The sequence below is a fragment of the Streptomyces sp. A0642 genome (genome assembly GCF_004795105.1).
In the GTDB taxonomy this organism is placed as follows: Bacteria; Actinomycetota; Actinomycetes; order Streptomycetales; family Streptomycetaceae; genus Streptomyces.
Map to the genome: position 1 here is coordinate 39,301 of NZ_SSBL01000005.1, position 15,726 is coordinate 55,026.

13 protein-coding genes and 1 pseudogene are annotated in these 15,726 nt (G+C 72.1%); 6 read left to right on the forward strand and 8 right to left on the reverse strand.

Translation table 11 applies throughout. The features are described 5' to 3' along the window. Positions 1–145 precede the first annotated feature (145 nt). Positions 146–1,363 (forward strand): beta-eliminating lyase-related protein, encoded by a 1,218-nt coding sequence (locus E6R60_RS11780; RefSeq protein ID WP_136326455.1) that lies wholly within the window; start codon positions 146–148, stop codon positions 1,361–1,363. Between the two features lie 88 nt (positions 1,364–1,451). Continuing rightward, positions 1,452–2,570, forward strand: coding sequence for a DUF5937 family protein (locus tag E6R60_RS11785; RefSeq protein ID WP_136326456.1), 1,119 nt, complete (start codon positions 1,452–1,454; stop codon positions 2,568–2,570). A 21-nt stretch (positions 2,571–2,591) separates the two neighbouring features. On the opposite strand, the gene E6R60_RS11790 is transcribed toward E6R60_RS11785, so the two are convergent. From E6R60_RS11790 to E6R60_RS11800, 3 genes are read right to left on the reverse strand one after another with little or no spacing between them, the layout of a single operon-like run. Then, complete coding sequence (locus E6R60_RS11790; RefSeq protein ID WP_240802514.1) at positions 2,592–3,200, reverse strand: AAA family ATPase; 609 nt, start codon at positions 3,198–3,200, stop codon at positions 2,592–2,594. A gap of 3 nt (positions 3,201–3,203) precedes the next feature. Next, a complete protein-coding gene (locus E6R60_RS11795; RefSeq protein WP_136326457.1) occupies positions 3,204–3,878 on the reverse strand; it encodes a response regulator transcription factor in 675 nt (224 codons plus the stop codon). Between the two features lie 57 nt (positions 3,879–3,935). After that, positions 3,936–5,150, reverse strand: a complete 1,215-nt coding sequence (locus tag E6R60_RS11800; protein WP_136326458.1) for a sensor histidine kinase — start codon at positions 5,148–5,150, stop codon at positions 3,936–3,938. 96 nt (positions 5,151–5,246) lie between these two features. On the opposite strand from E6R60_RS11800, the gene E6R60_RS11805 reads away from it, so the two are divergent. Continuing rightward, entirely contained in the window at positions 5,247–6,233 is a 987-nt protein-coding gene (locus E6R60_RS11805) for an SAM-dependent methyltransferase (RefSeq protein ID WP_136326459.1), read from the forward strand. 148 nt (positions 6,234–6,381) lie between these two features. Further along, a complete protein-coding gene (locus tag E6R60_RS11810) occupies positions 6,382–7,524 on the forward strand; it encodes an NADH-quinone oxidoreductase subunit D (protein ID WP_136326460.1) in 1,143 nt (380 codons plus the stop codon). Positions 7,525–7,575: 51 nt separating this feature from the next. On the opposite strand, the gene E6R60_RS11815 is transcribed toward E6R60_RS11810, so the two are convergent. The 4 genes from E6R60_RS11815 to E6R60_RS11830 all read right to left on the reverse strand — a co-directional run bounded on the left by E6R60_RS11815 (position 7,576) and on the right by E6R60_RS11830 (position 11,171). After that, complete coding sequence (locus E6R60_RS11815; RefSeq protein WP_206309389.1) at positions 7,576–8,619, reverse strand: hypothetical protein; 1,044 nt, start codon at positions 8,617–8,619, stop codon at positions 7,576–7,578. Positions 8,620–8,722: 103 nt separating this feature from the next. Further along, positions 8,723–9,709: an ABC transporter substrate-binding protein gene (locus E6R60_RS11820; protein ID WP_136326461.1), complete on the reverse strand. Its 987-nt coding sequence runs from the start codon at positions 9,707–9,709 to the stop codon at positions 8,723–8,725. A gap of 70 nt (positions 9,710–9,779) precedes the next feature. After that, complete coding sequence (locus tag E6R60_RS11825) at positions 9,780–10,454, reverse strand: ABC transporter permease (protein WP_136326462.1); 675 nt, start codon at positions 10,452–10,454, stop codon at positions 9,780–9,782. A gap of 3 nt (positions 10,455–10,457) precedes the next feature. Next, a complete protein-coding gene (locus tag E6R60_RS11830) occupies positions 10,458–11,171 on the reverse strand; it encodes an ABC transporter permease (protein WP_136326463.1) in 714 nt (237 codons plus the stop codon). A 129-nt stretch (positions 11,172–11,300) separates the two neighbouring features. Here E6R60_RS11830 and E6R60_RS11835 point away from each other — a divergent pair. Beyond that, positions 11,301–12,461: pseudogene (locus E6R60_RS11835) on the forward strand (betaine/proline/choline family ABC transporter ATP-binding protein); the annotation flags it as partial. A gap of 136 nt (positions 12,462–12,597) precedes the next feature. Here E6R60_RS11835 and E6R60_RS11840 read toward each other — a convergent pair. Next, the gene (locus tag E6R60_RS11840) at positions 12,598–13,719 is read right to left on the reverse strand and encodes an alpha/beta hydrolase-fold protein (protein WP_136326464.1); all 1,122 of its coding nucleotides are present in this window, start codon (positions 13,717–13,719) and stop codon (positions 12,598–12,600) included. A 140-nt stretch (positions 13,720–13,859) separates the two neighbouring features. Here E6R60_RS11840 and E6R60_RS11845 point away from each other — a divergent pair, with 140 nt between their 5' ends. Next, on the forward strand, positions 13,860–15,701 hold the full coding sequence (locus E6R60_RS11845) for a phosphatidylglycerol lysyltransferase domain-containing protein (RefSeq protein WP_136326465.1): 1,842 nt from the start codon (positions 13,860–13,862) through the stop codon (positions 15,699–15,701). Positions 15,702–15,726 lie beyond the last annotated feature (25 nt).

The window sequence follows — 15,726 nt, forward strand, 5'->3', positions numbered from 1 at the left end:
GCCGGCGAACCGGCCCGGCCGGCGATCGAGGGCGGAACCGGCGCGGGCCCGCGCCGCTCCCTGGGAGTGCGGGCCCGGGCCCGCGGCCGGGGGCGGCGTCCGTAACCCTGTGGGCAGGGGCTGCGTTCTGCGTGATGATCGTCCCATGGCAGACACGAACGAGCAGGTGCGCGACGAGGCGACGGACGGACCGCAGGTCCCCGCCGGACACGGGGACGAGGAGGCCGATCAGCAGCGGCTGCGCCGCATCGCCGCGTGGCGGCAGGCCGAGCGGACGCTCTCCCGCTCGGCGGTGGACCGCTCGCTCGGCGAGCAGCTGGCAGCGCTGACCGCGGGCGCGGCCACGGTCACCGACACCGGCCGGCCCGCCGACATCTACGGCAACGGCATCGTCGCCGAGCTGGAGGAGCGCATCGCCGGAGTGCTGGGCACCGAGGCCGCCGCGTTCTTCCCCACCGGGACGATGGCGCAGCAGGTCGCGCTGCGCTGCTGGGCCGGGCGCACCGGCAACCCGACGGTGGCCCTGCATCCGCTCGCCCACCCCGAGATGCACGAGCGCGGCGCCCTGTCCGCGGTCAGCGGGCTGCGCACGGTCCACCCGACGGCCGAACCCCGGCTGCCCACGGCCGACGAGGTCCGCGACTTCGCGGAGCCGTTCGGCACCTTGATGCTGGAGCTGCCGCTGCGTGACGCGGGCTTCGTCCTGCCCACCTGGGAGGAGCTGGAGGCCGTCGTGGCGGCGGCCCGTGAGCGCGACGCGGTGGTGCACTTCGACGGCGCGCGGCTGTGGGAGTGCGCCTCCCGTTTCGGGCGTGGACTGCCGGAGATCGCGGCGCTGGCGGACAGCGTGTACGTCTCCTTCTACAAGACCCTCGGGGGGATCTCCGGGGCGGCGCTCGCCGGCTCGGCCTCGCTGATCGAGGAGGCCCGCACCTGGCGGCACCGGTACGGCGGTCAGCTCTTCCAGCAGTTCCCGGCGGCGCTCGCCGCCCTGATCGGCCTGGACCGGGAGCTGCCGAAGCTGCCGTCGTACGTGGCGCAGGCGAAGGTGGTGGCCGCGGCCCTGGCCGAGGGGTTCGCGGAGGCCGGCGCCGGGTGGTTCCGGGTGCACCCGGAACCGCCGCACACGCACCAGTTCCAGGTGTGGCTGCCCTACCCGGCGGACGTGCTCAGGGAGGCGTCCGTGCGCCAGGCGGAGGAGACCGGCGTCGCGCTGTTCCGTCTGTGGCACCCGGCCGCCGCGGGCCCGCCCGGGGTGTCGTTCACCGAGGTCACGGTGTCGGAGGCGGGCCTGGAGTGGACGGCTGCGGAGGTGCGCGCGGCCGTGGCGGAGTTCATGAAGCGGGTGACCGCGCAGGCGTGACGCCGGGCGCCCGCCCCTCCCGGTTCCGGATTGACGCCCGCCGTCAATCCGGAACCGGGACATCGCCGCCGTCCCGCACCATGGGCGGGTGAGCGTAACCATCGACATCGCGGGCCTCGGCCCGGAGCACATCGCCTTCGAGACCTCCCCCCTCGCCGAGCTCGGCCTCGCCCTGCACGCGCTCTCCGAACCGGGACACCACCCGGGGCTGCACGGCTGGGCGACGGCCACGGCCACCGCGCTGGAGCCCGATCTGGCCGACCGGCTGCTCGAAGCGGAATTCCTCTGGCGGAACTCGTTCTCGGACGTCTTCATGCCGTTCGCCGGCATCCGGGGCGGCGACGGCAGGACGGGCGCCGACCTCGCCGAGGACCTGGACATCCTGGACCGGCTGGACGACGAGCGGTTCGTCACGGCGGCCCTGGAGTTCACCTGCACCAGCCTCTACGGGGCCGGTGCGCCCTCGCCGCTCAGCGACCCCGGCATGCGCGCCCGGGCCCTGGACATGGCGGCGGCGCGGGGTGCGCGGCAGACGGAGTTCACCCAGCGGCTGCTCGCCGATCCCGCCTCCGTGCGCCGCTGGATCCGGCGCCTGTTCGAGGACTGCGACGAGGCCTTCTTCGCGGACACCTGGCGGCGCGTGCGGGTCCAGCTGGTGGCCGACGCCCGGCACAAGACGGACATGCTGCGCCGCAAGGGGATCGCCGAGTCGCTGCGCGCGGTGTCCGCCGCGCTGGCGGTCGACGAGGACGTGAAGCGGATCAGCGTCGACAAACTCGCCGAGGGCTCGACCGACGCCACCGACCCGGCCGTCGGCGCCGGACTCACGCTCATCCCGACGAGTTTCGGCTGGCCCCATCTGATGGTGCTGCACGCCCCCGGCTGGCGACCGGTGATCCACTACCCCGTCCACCGGCCCGAACTGCCCGCCCCCGCCTCCGTCGAACAGCTCCAGCTGCGGATGGAGGCGCTGGCCCACCCGATGCGGATGCGGCTGTGCCGCAACATCGCCCGCTCGCCGTACACGACGGGGGAACTCGCCGACACGAACGGCATCACCGCCCCCGAGGTCTCCCGCCACCTCACGGTGCTCAAGCGGGCGGGGCTGGTCACGACGAGGCGCCGCGGCCGTTACGTACTGCACCAGCTGGACCTGACCGTGGTGGCGCGGCTCGGCAGCGACTTCCTGGAGGGCATCCTGCGCTGAGCCGGGGCGGCCCCGGTCCCGTCAGTCGAACCTGATGTGCCGGATGCCCGTCCAGGCCCGCCGCACCCGGTGCCGCAGCGCGCTGTCCGTGTCCGGCAGGAGGGTGAGGCCGGCCGACGCGGCGATCCGGTCGGCGACCTGGGGGACCGTCAGCCGGTCGGTACGGATGTGCTCGGCGAACTCCGGAGCCACGAGCCGGTCCAGGCAGTGGTCCAGTTTCGCGACGGCGAAGCTCTCGCGCCGGGCGGTCGGCCCGAGTCCGCGTTCCCGCAGGCGCCTCAGCACCGTCGCACGCTCGGCGAGCAGGGCGAAGTGGTGCACCGCGTGGCCGTCCTCGCGGAGCCGCCCCACGATCTCCGCGAAATAACCGGCATCGACCAGGGTCATCGGGGCGATGACCGTGCCGGGATGCCCGTCCAGGGTGAGCGTGAGCATGTCGTACACCCCCTGCCGCCAGACCGGCAGATCCTGGAAGTCCCCGCGCAGCGCGGGCGGCAGCATCCGGTGCAGCCCGAAGCCGACGTGCTCCGGATCGCAGACCACACTGCCGGGCAGCCGCCGCTTCAGCTCGTAGGCCGTCTGCGTCTTGCCGCCGCCGAACGGGCCGTTGACCCACACCAGTGCGCCCACCGCTCAGCCCGTCCCGCCTCCGGCGCGCACCAGCCCGGTCTCGTACGCGAGGACGACGACCTGCACCCGGTCGCGCAGGCCCAGCTTGGTCAGGATGCGGCCGACGTGCGTCTTCACGGTCGCCTCGGAGAGCACCAGCCGGCCCGCGATCTCACCGTTCGACAGGCCCTGGGCGACCAGGAGCATCACCTCGCGTTCGCGTTCGGTGAGCTTGGCGACGTCCTTGTGCTGCGGCTCGGCCGTGCCGCTGGGCAGCAGCGGCGAGAAGCGGTCGAGCAGCCGCCGGGTGGTGGACGGGGCGACGACGGCGTCGCCGCTGTGCACGGAACGGATCGCGGCGAGCAGTTCCCCCGGCGGCACGTCCTTGAGCATGAAGCCGCTGGCCCCTGCCTTCAGCCCCGAGAAGGCGTACTCGTCGAGGTCGAACGTCGTCAGGATGAGCACCTTGGGGGCGTCGGGCTGGGCGCAGATGCGGCGGGTGGCCTCGACGCCGTCCAGCCGGGGCATGCGGACGTCCATCAGGACCACGTCGACGGCGGTGGAGCGGAGGTTCTCGATCGCCTCCGCACCGTCGCCGGCCTCGGCGACGACCTCCATGTCGGGCTGCGCGGCGAGCACCATCCGGAAGCCGGTGCGCAGCAGCGCCTGGTCGTCGACGAGCATCACGCGGATCGCCATGGGGTCCCTGTCTCCTGTTCGTTCTGCGGCCGGCCGTCTCTCAACCGGCCGAAGGCCTCAGTCGGCGGCCTTGAGCGGCAGCAGCGCGCTGATCCGGAATCCGCCGCCGGGACGCGGGCCGGCGTCCAGTGTGCCGCCGACCATGCCCACCCGTTCGCGCATACCGATCATGCCGTGGCCCGCGCCGTCGGCGCCGCCGTCCTCGTACAGTTCATGCGCCGCGCCCCGGCCGTCGTCCTCCACCAGCAGACCGAGCCCGTCGTCGAAGTAGACCAGCCGCACGCTGGCCCCGGCGTTCGGCCCCCCGTGCTTGCGGGTGTTGGTCAGCGCCTCCTGCACGATGCGGTACGCCGTCAGCTCCACTCCGCTGGGCAGCGAGCGCGGGGTGCCCTCGACCTTGAAGTCGACGGCCAGTCCGGCCGTTCTGACCTGCTCGATCAGGTCCTCGATCTGCTCGACGTCGGGCTGCGGGACGTACTCCCCCGTCTCCGGGGCGTCCCCCGTGCGCAGCACACCGAGCAGCCGCCGCATCTCCGCGAGCGCCTGCCTGCCGGTGCCGGAGATGGTCTCCAGCGCCTGCCGGGCCTGGTCGGGGGCCGTGTCCATCACATAGGCGGCCCCGTCCGCCTGCACCACCATCACGGAGACGTTGTGCGCGACCACGTCGTGGAGTTCGCGGGCGATACGGGCCCGCTCGGCGGCCACCGCGACCTTCGACTGCGCCTCGCGCTCCCGCTCCAGCCGGGCGGCACGCTCCTCCAGTTGGTCGAAGTAGGCCCGCCGCGTCCGCATCGAGTCGCCGAGCACCCAGGCGAGGACGAACGGCACCGTCATCACGACGACGACGAACACCGATTCCGCCCAGCCGCGCGGCGCCCCCTCCTGGTCCGGCCAGCGGAGCTGGGAGAGGGCCGCCGCACTCAGGCTGCAGACCAGGGCGAGCCGGGACGCCCAGCGTTCGCCGAGGGTGGCCACGGTGAAGGTGATCACCAGCATGGCGAAGTTCGCGACGGTCGGTCTGACCCCGAAGGCCAGCTGGGCCACGCCCATCCCGATGGCGAGCAGCAGCATCTTCTCGGGCGCGCGCCGGCGCAGGGCGACGACGAGGCAGAGACCGATGACGATCGGCACCACGGCGACGCGCGACGCGCGGCCGCCGTGCCCGGCGCCGCCGACCACGATCGTCATGCCGGAGATCCCGAGGAGGAAGACAGCCCAGAAGCTGTCGACGCCCGTCGGGTGTCTGCGGATGAAGTCGTAGAGGCGCTGCACGTAACCCAGCGTAGGGAAGGCCAAGGGGGGCGTGGGTCAGCCGGAGGGCCGATCCAGGTCCGGAGACCGTACTCCCCAAGGTGGAGACTTGGGAACGTGACGGATGAGTGGCGTGGGTGGCAGGAGGCGGCCGAGACCGCTTTGTACGGAGACGGGGGGTTCTACCGGAGCCCCGAGGGGCCTGCGGGACATTTCCGCACCTCGGTCCACGCCTCCCCGCTGTTCGCCGCGGCCGTCGCCCGGCTGCTGGTCAGGACGGCCGCGGAACTGGGCACGCCGGGCGTCGACCTGGTGGATCTGGGGGCGGGGCGCGGAGAGCTGTTGACGGGGGTGCTCGCCGCGCTGCCGGCCGAGGGCGGGGAGGGCCTCACGGTACGGGCGTACGCCGTGGAGCTCGCCGCCCGTCCTCCCGGCCTCGACCCACGGGTGCGGTGGTGTGCGAAGCCGCCGCACGGGGTGCGCGGACTGCTGTTCGCCAACGAGTGGCTGGACAACGTGCCGGTGCCGGTCGCCGAGACGGACGCGGACGGCGTCGAACGGTACGTCCTCGTGCGGACGGCGGACGGCGCGGAGCGGCTGGGCGAACCGGTGGGCGGCGCGGACGCGCGCTGGCTGCGCCGCTGGTGGCCGTCGGCGGGGCCGGGCAGCAGGGCCGAGATCGGCCGCCCGCGCGACGAGGCGTGGGCGGGTGCGGTGGCCACCCTGTCCGCCGGGCTCGCGGTGGCGGTGGACTACTGCCACGTACGGGAGGAGCGTCCGCCGTTCGGCACGCTGACCGGGTTCCGGGCGGGGCGGGAGGTGCGGCCGGTGCCGGACGGCAGCTGCGACCTGACCGCGCACGTGGCGCTGGACGCGTGCGCGGCGGCGGGAGGGCCGGGCGCGGAGATCCGCACCCAGCGCGAGGCGCTGCGGGAGCTCGGCGTCAGCGGGGAGCGCCCGCCGCTGTCCCTGGCGTCGCGAGACCCGGCCGGATACGTGCGGGCCCTGGCGTCGGCGGGCCAGGCCGCGGAGCTCACGGCCCGGGGCGGCCTGGGCGACTTCGGCTGGCTGACACAACGCGTCCCGGGCCCGCCCCGCGATTGACGAGCGGGGTCCGGAACCGGCCCCGTCCAGCCCGCCCGGCGATTCAGGAGCGGGGTGTGAGCCGGTCCCGCCCAGCCCCTCCGGCGATTCAGGTGCGGGGTCCGGGGCGGAGCCCCGGGGCGCCGGGCCGCAGGCAATACTGTCCCCCATGACGGAGACGACAGTCGGCATCGGCGGCGCGGCGGAAAGCACCGACATGGTGCTCAACATCGGCCCCCAGCACCCCTCCACGCACGGCGTGCTCCGTCTGCGCATCGTCCTGGACGGCGAACGCATCCAGCACGCCGAGCCGGTCATCGGCTACATGCACCGCGGCGCGGAGAAGCTCTTCGAGGCCCGCGACTACCGGCAGATCGTGATGCTCGCCAACCGCCATGACTGGCTGTCGGCGTTCTCCAACGAACTGGGCGTCGTGATGGCGGTCGAGCGGATGCTCGGCATGGAGGTGCCGGAGCGCGCGGTCTGGACGCGCACCCTGCTCGCCGAACTGAACCGGGTCCTCAACCACCTGATGTTCCTGGGCTCGTACCCGCTGGAACTCGGCGGGATCACCCCGGTGTTCTACGCGTTCCGGGAGCGCGAGGAGCTCCAGGCCGTGATGGAGGAGGTCTCCGGCGGCCGGATGCACTACATGTTCAACCGGGTCGGCGGCCTCAAGGAGGACCTCCCGGCGGGCTGGCTCGGCCGTGCCCGGGACGCCGTCGCCTCGGTCCGTTCCCGGATGGACGTGTACGACAAGCTGGTGCTCGGCAACGAGATCTTCCGGGGCCGTACGCGCGGAGTGGGCGTCCTGTCGGCCGAGGCCGTGCACGCCTACGGGGTGTCCGGGCCGATCGCCCGCGCCTCGGGCGTCGATTTCGACCTGCGGCGCGACGAGCCGTACCTGGCGTACGGGGAGCTCCAGGACACCCTGAAGGTCGTCACCCGGACCGAGGGCGACTGCCTGGCCCGCTTCGAGTGCCTGCTGGACCAGACGCACAACGCGCTGGACCTGGCGGACGCCTGCCTGGACCGGATGGCGGACCTCGCGCCCGGCCCGATCAACCAGCGGCTGCCCAAGGTCCTGAAGGCCCCCGAGGGCCACACCTACGCCTGGACGGAGAACCCGCTCGGCGTCAACGGCTACTACCTGGTGTCCAAGGGCGAGAAGACCCCGTACCGGCTGAAGCTGCGCTCCGCCTCGTTCAACAACATCCAGGCGCTGACCGAACTGCTGCCGGGGACGCTCGTCGCCGACATGGTGGCGATTCTCGGCTCGCTGTTCTTCGTCGTCGGCGACATCGACAAGTAGCCGGCCGCCGGCGCCCGTACCGGCCCGCCCGCCCCTGTCCGCGCTCCCGCCCTACGAGATCGCGCTGCGCAGCTCCGCCACGTCCAGCTGCTCGGTCTCGTCGTGGGCGGTCAGGTCGATGACCTTGCCGACGGCCCGGTTCTCCGCCGTGCCGGTGCGGTGCGCGGCCAGCGCCTCCTCGCCCACCACATCGGCGAGGTCCTCGTTCTGCACGGACTCGATCGCGGCATGCGCCTTCTGCGTACCGAAGAAGTCGAAGCTGCCCTGCGGCACGAGGTGGCGGCGGGACGCCGCGTACGGCACGACCGCGCTGGCGGCCGGAACCGGGCGCGGGGAGGGCAGGGCCTGAGAGGGCAGAGCCTGGGAGGGCCGGGTCGCGGGCAGGGCGGCCTGCGGACGGCGGTGCTGCTCGGCGTCCGCACCGGCTGACGGTGCGGGCGGGGCCGCGGCGTGCTTGCCCTGCGGCTCCTCCGTCTCGCGGGCCCGCTCCGCCAGATCGCGCTTCCGGGCCTGCTCGGCCGTGCGCCGCGCCTCCTGGAGCGCCCGGTTGCGCGAGAGGTCGTCGAGCGCCTGGGCGGCGCGCAGATACGCGGCCGGGGTGGGGGTGCTGCGCGCGGCGGGCAGTTCGCGGGGCGGCGCGGCCGCCTCCAGCGTGAGCTGCCGACGGCTCTCCAGCACACTGGCGCGCTCGGTCTCGGCGTTGGCGTACCGGCGCAGGAGTGCGGCGTGCTCGCCGCGCAGCCCGGCGAGCTCCACGCGCTTGCGGCGCAGCTTCGTCTCCAGGCGGGCGCGCAGCTCGCGCGACTCCTCCAGATCGGCTTCCAGTTCCGCCACGCGTTCCTCGGCACGCCATTCGTCACTGGCGCGGGCACGCGTCAGTTCCGCGACGCGACGGCCCGCCTCCCGGTCCCAGCTGCGCATCAGATACGCGCCGGTGACGGCGGCGGCCGCCGCGGCGGCGACGAGTGCGCGCAGGACCAGCGGCTCGGCGAGCAGCCAGGCTCCCGCGGCACAGAGCGCCGCTGCTCCGGCGACGGCCGAAGGCGGAAGGATTCTGTGCAGAGGTGGCGAATGGCGATGGCGTCCACGTGGCATGGCCTGAAATTTACCGTGCGTACGGTCCGCTTGGGGGGCCGCCCGGCAATCTGTTCCCGGGGAGTTACCTGACGGCCCCTGAACCCCTCATTCCGGCCTTGCGTTACTTCTTGATCAGCCCTTTCGACTCCAGGTATTCCTTGGCCACATCGGCGGGCTTGGCGCGCTCGGCGTCGACCTTGCGGTTCAGCTCCGCCAGATCCTGGGTGGTGAGGGCGGCGGTGAGCTCGGCGAGCGCGTCGGCGATGTCCTGGGCCCCGGCGTCCTTGGCATTGAGGACGGGCAGCACGTTGTCCGCGTTCTGGAGCTTCTTGTCGTCCTCCAGGAGAACCAGACCGAAGGGGTCCAGCACCGCGTCCGTGGTGGTGGTGAGGACGAGCTGGTCCTTGCCGTCCTTGACCGCCTGCTTGGACTGCGGGGTGCCGACTCCCGAGGGGTCGACCCCGGTGACGTCGATGCCGTACGTCTTCTTCAGCCCGGGTGCGCAGAAGGGCCGCACCTCGCACTCGTCACCCGCCGCGATCTTCACCTTGATCTTGGAGGCGCCGAGATCCGAAAGCGTCTTGAGCTTGTTCTTGCCGGCGAATTCCTTGGTGACCGCGAACGCGTTCTGGTCCACGGCCTGTCCGGCCGGCAGCACCTTCAGGCCGCGCGGAGTGGCGAGCTTCTCCAGGGCGGCGACCGTGGCCGCGACGTCACCGGAGGCGACGGGCTTCGACGCGGCCGCCTTCGCCCCGTTCGCCTTCGCGTTGAGGAATTCGGCGATCGTCGCCGCGTATTCCGGTACGACGTCGATCTCGCCCTTCTCCAGGGAGGGTTCGTAGAGTTCACGGTTCTTCACCGTGGTGACCGACGTGCTGTATCCGGCGTCGGCCAGGACTCCCGCGTACAGCTGCGCGAGCACCTTGGACTCGGTGAAGGCGGCGGCGCCGACGACCAGTGAGCCCTTCTTGCCCGCATCCTTGTCCCCGGCGGACGCGGCGGATCCGCCCTTGTCCTTCTCCAGGCTGTCGCCGCCGCAGGCGGCGAGCGAGCCCGCGAGCGCGACGATGCCGATGACCGCGCCGGCTATGCGCGAGGTCCTGCTCATGATGTTCTCCGTCCACGGCAACGAGGCCATATGCGATAGGCGTTATCGGTTCGATGGGCCGGCCCGGCGCTCATGCCGTCCGGCGGCGGCGCAGCGGTGACAGCAGCCGGTCGACGCCGACCAGGACCGCCTCCACCAGCAGCGCGAGCACGGCGACCAGCAGAGCGCCCGCGACCACCTGCGGGGTGTCGTACGTGTTGAAGCCGGCGGTGATGATCCGGCCGAGGCCGCCCTGGCCGACCATCGCGGCGATCGTCGCGGTGGCCACGACCTGCACCGCGGCCGAACGCAGCCCCGTCATGATCAGGGGGTAGGCCAGCGGCAGCTCGACCCGGAGGAAGAGCTGACCGCCCGACATGCCCATCCCCCGCGCGGCCTCCGTCACCGAACGGTCCACCTCCGTCATCCCGACGTAGGCGTTGGTCAGCAACGGCGGCACGGCGAACAGCACCAGGGCGACGATCGTCGGCACGTATCCCGCGTTGCGCAACGGCGAGACCATGAAGAGGGCCAGCACCGCGAAGACGGGGATCGCCCGGCCCACGTTGGAGAGGTTGACGGCCAGCGCGCCGCCCTTCCCGATGTGTCCCAGGTACAGGGCGAGGGGCAGCGCCAGGGCGCAGGACAGCGCGAGCGCCACCCCGCTGACGTACAGATGCTCGCCGAGCCGGTGGGCGACGCCGCTCTCCCCCGACCAGTTGGCGCCGGTGGTGAGCCAGGTCCATGCCTCGCCCAGAACTCCCATGATTCAGACCGCCTTCGCCGGGCCGGGCGTGCGCGCGGCCTCGCGGGCGGCCGGTATGCGAGTCCAGGGGGTCAGCAGTCTCTGCAGACCGAGCAGCAGCAGGTCCGCGACCACGGCGAGCAGCACGCAGAGCACCGAGGCCGCCAGCACCTGGGCCTTGAAGAAGCTGGGCAGGGCGTCCTCGATGAGATTGCCCAGACCGCCGCGGCCGACGATCGATCCGACCGTCGTCAGCGCGACCGTGGACACCGTGGCGATCCGTATCCCGGCCATCAGCGCGGGCAGCGCGAGGGGCAGTTCGACCTCCCACAGCAGCCGCACCGGCCCGTAACCCATCCCCCGGGCGGCGTCCTTCGCCTCCTGCGGAACCGCTTCGAGGCCCGCCAGGATGTTCCGTACGAGAATGGTCAGCGAATACAGCACGAGCCCGGTGACGACGAGCGCCGCCGAGAGCCCGAACAGCGGCAGCAGGAGCGAGAACATCGCCAGCGACGGCACCGTGTAGAGCACCGTCGTCAGCCCGAGGACCGGTCCGGCGAAGTGCCGGCCGCGACGGGCGAGCAGTGCCAGCGGAAAGGCCACCACGACCCCGATGGCCACCGAGACCGCGGTGATCCCGATGTGCTGGACCGTCGCGTCGGTCAACTCCTGGCTGCGGGAGCGGAGATACTCGCCGCAGATCCAGTCGTTCGTCACCAGGCAGTTCTGTCCGGCCATCCGTCCCCCACCTCCCGATCGCCTCTCGTACTGATCTCCGGCGAGCCTATCCTCGACCACTGACAATCGCCGAGGCCGTTGTATTCCAGCAACATGTCCTTCACAGAACACGCGCCACAATGGGGAACCATGATCCGTTTCGAGCACGTCACCAAGCGGTATGCGGACGGCACCACCGCCGTCGACGACCTTTCCTTCGAGGTCGCCGAAGGTGAACTGGTCACGCTCGTCGGACCGTCCGGCTGCGGCAAGACGACCACCATGAAGATGGTGAACCGGCTGATCGAACCGACCGAGGGCCGGATATTCCTCGACGGGGACGACATATCCGCCATCGACCCCGTCCAACTCCGCCGGCGCATCGGCTATGTGATCCAGCAGGTCGGCCTGTTTCCGCACCGGACGGTGCTGGAGAACACCGCGACCGTCCCCCATCTCCTCGGCTGGAAACGCGGAAAGGCCCGCGCCCGCGCGGCGGAACTCCTCGACCTCGTCGGACTCGATCCTTCCGTTTATGGCGACCGATATCCGGAGCAGTTGTCCGGCGGCCAGCGCCAACGCGTGGGCGTCGCCCGGGCTTTGGCGGCCGACCCGCCGGTACTGCTGATGGACGAGCCTTTCGGCGCGGTCGACCCGGTGGTCAGGGAACGGCTGCAGAACGAATTCCTTCGGCTTCAGGCGCAGGTCCGCAAGACCGTGCTGTTCGTGACGCACGACATCGAGGAGGCCGTCCGGCTCGGCGACCGTATCGCCGTCTACGGACAGGGCTCGATCGAGCAGTTCGACTCACCGGCCACCGTCCTCGGCGCCCCGGCCACCGGCTACGTCGCCGACTTCGTCGGCGCGGACCGCGGCCTCAAGCGGCTCTCGGTCACCCCCGTCGAGGAGAGCGACCTCGACCGGCCGCCGGTCGTCCGCCTCGACGACCCGCTGGCCACGGCGACCGAGCGGCTGCGCGCGGACGGGGCGCGGTGGGCCGTGGTGCTGGACGGCGACGGCCGGCTGCACGGGTGGATCCCGGCCGGCGACGCGCTCACCGGCGACCGGGGCACCGTCCGTGAGCACGCCCGCCGGATGGAGGCCTGGCTGCCCCTCGGCGCACCGCTCAAGCAGGCGTTCGCCACCATGCTCCAGCACGACGCCGGCTGGATCGCGGTCATCGACGAGCGGAGCGAGGGCCGGTTCCTGGGCGTGCTCACCCCGGCCCGCCTCCACGAGGCACTCCGCCGCTCGATCAGTGCGGACGACCGTGCCGTGCCGCGCGCAGAGGTGGCCGTCGAGAGCGTGGCGGGCTTCGAAGGCGTGGCGGCCGCCGAAGAGGTGACGGGCGTCGAATCGGTGGGGGCCGTCGAAGGCGGGGCGGGGGCCACCAAGGCCGCCGGCGGGGAAGCGCCGGAAGCCTGAGAACGGCCGGGCAGGACCCTTGTCAGCTCTCGCTGAGCCGGCTGCTCATCCAGTCCAGGACCGCGGGGATCTCCCGGCGCCAGGTGTTGAAGTTGTGCCCGCCGCTGTCCAGCACGATCGACGAGACCTGGGCGGGCCGCTTCACCTTCGCCAGGAACTTCCGCGTGTCCGCGTAGTTCGACTCGCCCCGGCGCGACGTCGTCACCAGGAACGAGGAGTCGGGCTGCGGCCGGTGGTCCAGGGACCACAGCAGGTCGGCGCGCTCACGTGCCCGCTGGTCACCGTGGAAGAGATCACCGGTCGTCGGGTCCTCGGCCGCCTTGTAGTACGCCGAGAGCCCCGCGCTCGCCGTGAACCGGCCGGGATGGTGAAGGCCGATCTTCAGGGCGCAGTAGCCGCCGGTCGAGTTGCCGATGATCCCCCAGTTGCGGGCGTGGTGACCCACCCGGTAGGCGGCCGAGATGGCGGGCGGCAGGTCCTTCGCGAAGAACGTCTCGGTCTTCGGGCCGCCCTTTATGTCCACGCACTCGGTGTCCCGCGGCGGCGCCAGCGTCGGCCGCAGCATCACCAGGATCATCGGCTGCGAACGGCCGGCCCGCACCCGTTCGAGTGATGTCTTGGGGTAGGCGAGTCCCTTGATGAGGTTCTCCGAGGTGCCCGGATAGCCGGTGAGCACCACGACCGCGGGGAACTTCCGCCGGGCGTACGCCTCCTGGAAGTACTCCGGCGGCAGGTACACGTAGGCCGACGTCTCGACACCCGACTTCCGTCCGGCGATCACGACCTTGTCGATCCGGCCGGCCCTGGCGGGCAGCGAGCCTCCCGGGACGTCGGGCCGCTGGGTCCCCACCCGGACGATGTTCTTCTCCGCCAGCGCCCCCTGGGCGTGGTCGGTCACCACGCCCAGCTCCTGCTTCTGGCCGAACAGATCGGCCCAGGAGCCGTAGAAGAGGAACGAGTTGTTGGCCATGAGGCCGACCGAGACGAAGACCGCCACCTGGGTCGCCAGCAGCAGCCCCACCCTGCCGAACACCACGGGGACGCTGCGCCGGGCGAGCCTCGGCCAGAACCAGATCGTGACGGCGAACAACGCGACGGCCAGCGTGATCGCGATGATCAGCACTGCGTTGCCGGTAAGGCCCATGGCGGTAAAACTTTCTTGTCAGGAAATTTCCGGGTCACGGGTGAACCCATGGCCCGGAAGCCTCGTCCTAGAGGTCGCACTTCGTCCGCAGCGCTCCGGCCGCCGGACTCCAAGAATCTCTCGCGGAACCACGGGAAGCGATGTCTGTCACGCTAGATGGGGATAAATCGAGATCGGTTCCGAGCGGTGTACGCAGGTTCGTACACGGACCGCGACCCGAGACCGTTCCGGCACTCGTCGGTGCCGCCTGCACCGCCGTCGGACTGATCGACGTCGGCGCGGGCGTCTTCCCGCGCTTCCGGCACAGCCGGATGCACACCCTCGCCGAGGTGCTCCCCGGAGCCCTCGGCCCCTTCGCCGCCGCGCTCTCCCTGAGCGCGGGCGTCCTGCTGCTGCTCCTGGCCCACGGTCTGAAACGGCACAAGCGGCGGGCCTGGCGGGCCGCCGTGGTCCTGCTCCCGGCCGGGGCGGTGGCCCAGTTCCTCTACCGCCACTCCGTCCTGGGCGCGGTCGTCTCGCTGACGCTGTGTTACCTGCTGGTGCGCCACCGGAGTGAATTCGCCGCGCTCCCCGACCCGCGCAGCCGTTGGCGGGCCCTGGCCAACTTCGTCCTGCTCGGAGCGGGTTCGCTCGGCCTGGGCCTGGTCATCGTCAGCGTCCACCCGGGCCGCCTGGTCGGGAACCCCAGCATCGCGGACCGGCTCCAGCACGTGCTGTACGGACTGTTCGGCTTCGAGGGACCGGTCGACTACGCCGGCGACACCTCCTGGACCGTGGGCTACTCGCTGGGCGCGCTCGGCCTGCTGACCGCCGTCACCACGATCTACCTCGCCTTCCGGCCCGAGCACCCGGCCGCCCGTCTCACCGAGGACGACGAGGCCCGGCTGCGCGCCCTGCTGGAGCGGCACGGCGGCCGCGACTCGCTGGGCCACTTCGCGCTCCGCCGCGACAAGGCGGTGGTCTTCTCGCCCAGCGGCAAGGCCGCCGTCTGCTACCGCGTGGTCTCCGGGGTGATGCTGGCCAGCGGCGACCCGATCGGCGACGTGGAGGCCTGGCCCGGCGCCATCGAACGCTTCATGGACGAGGCCAGGGCCCACTCCTGGACCCCCGCCGTGATGGGGTGCAGCGAGACCGGGGGCGAGGTCTGGACCCGCGAGACGGGACTCGACGCCCTGGAGCTCGGCGACGAGGCGGTGGTGGACGTCGCGGATTTCTCGCTCGCCGGACGCGCGATGCGCAACGTGCGCCAGATGGTGAAGCGCATTGAGCGCGGCGGATACGAGACGCGGGTCCGGCGCGTGGCGGACATCGGCGAGGCCGAACTGGCCCGCATCCGGCGGGCCGCCGCCGACTGGCGCGGCACGGACAACGAGCGCGGCTTCTCCATGGCCCTCGGCCGGATCGGGGACGGCGCCGACCGGGACTGCTTCATCGCCACCGCCCACAAGGCCGACGAGCAGGACGCCGGCTCCCCGTACGGCGATCTGAAGGCCGTGCTCCACTTCGTCCCGTGGGGCGCCGACGGGATGTCCCTCGACCTGATGCGCCGCGACCGCGCCGCGGACCCGGGGATGAACGAGCTGCTGATCGTCGCCTCCCTCGAGGCCGCGCCCCGGCTGGGCATCACCCGCGTGTCGCTGAACTTCGCGATGTTCCGCTCCGCCCTGGCGCGGGGCGAGAAGCTGGGGGCCGGACCCGTGCTGCGGGTCTGGCGCGGGCTGCTGGTCTTCCTTTCGCGCTGGTTCCAGATCGAATCCCTGTACAAGTTCAACGCCAAGTTCCGGCCCCGCTGGGAACCCCGGTTCGTGGTCTACCGCACCGCCCGCGACCTGCCCCGCATCTCGCTGGCCGCCATGCAGGCCGAGGGCTTCGTGAACTTCGCGCTCCCCCGCCCGCTGGCCCGCCGGCTGCCGACGGCCGGGCGGCGCCCCTGTGCACACGTCCGGACCCACGCCCCGGAGCACGGGGTCCACCCCGCGTGACCCTTTGCCCTGCGGGCCAGGGCCT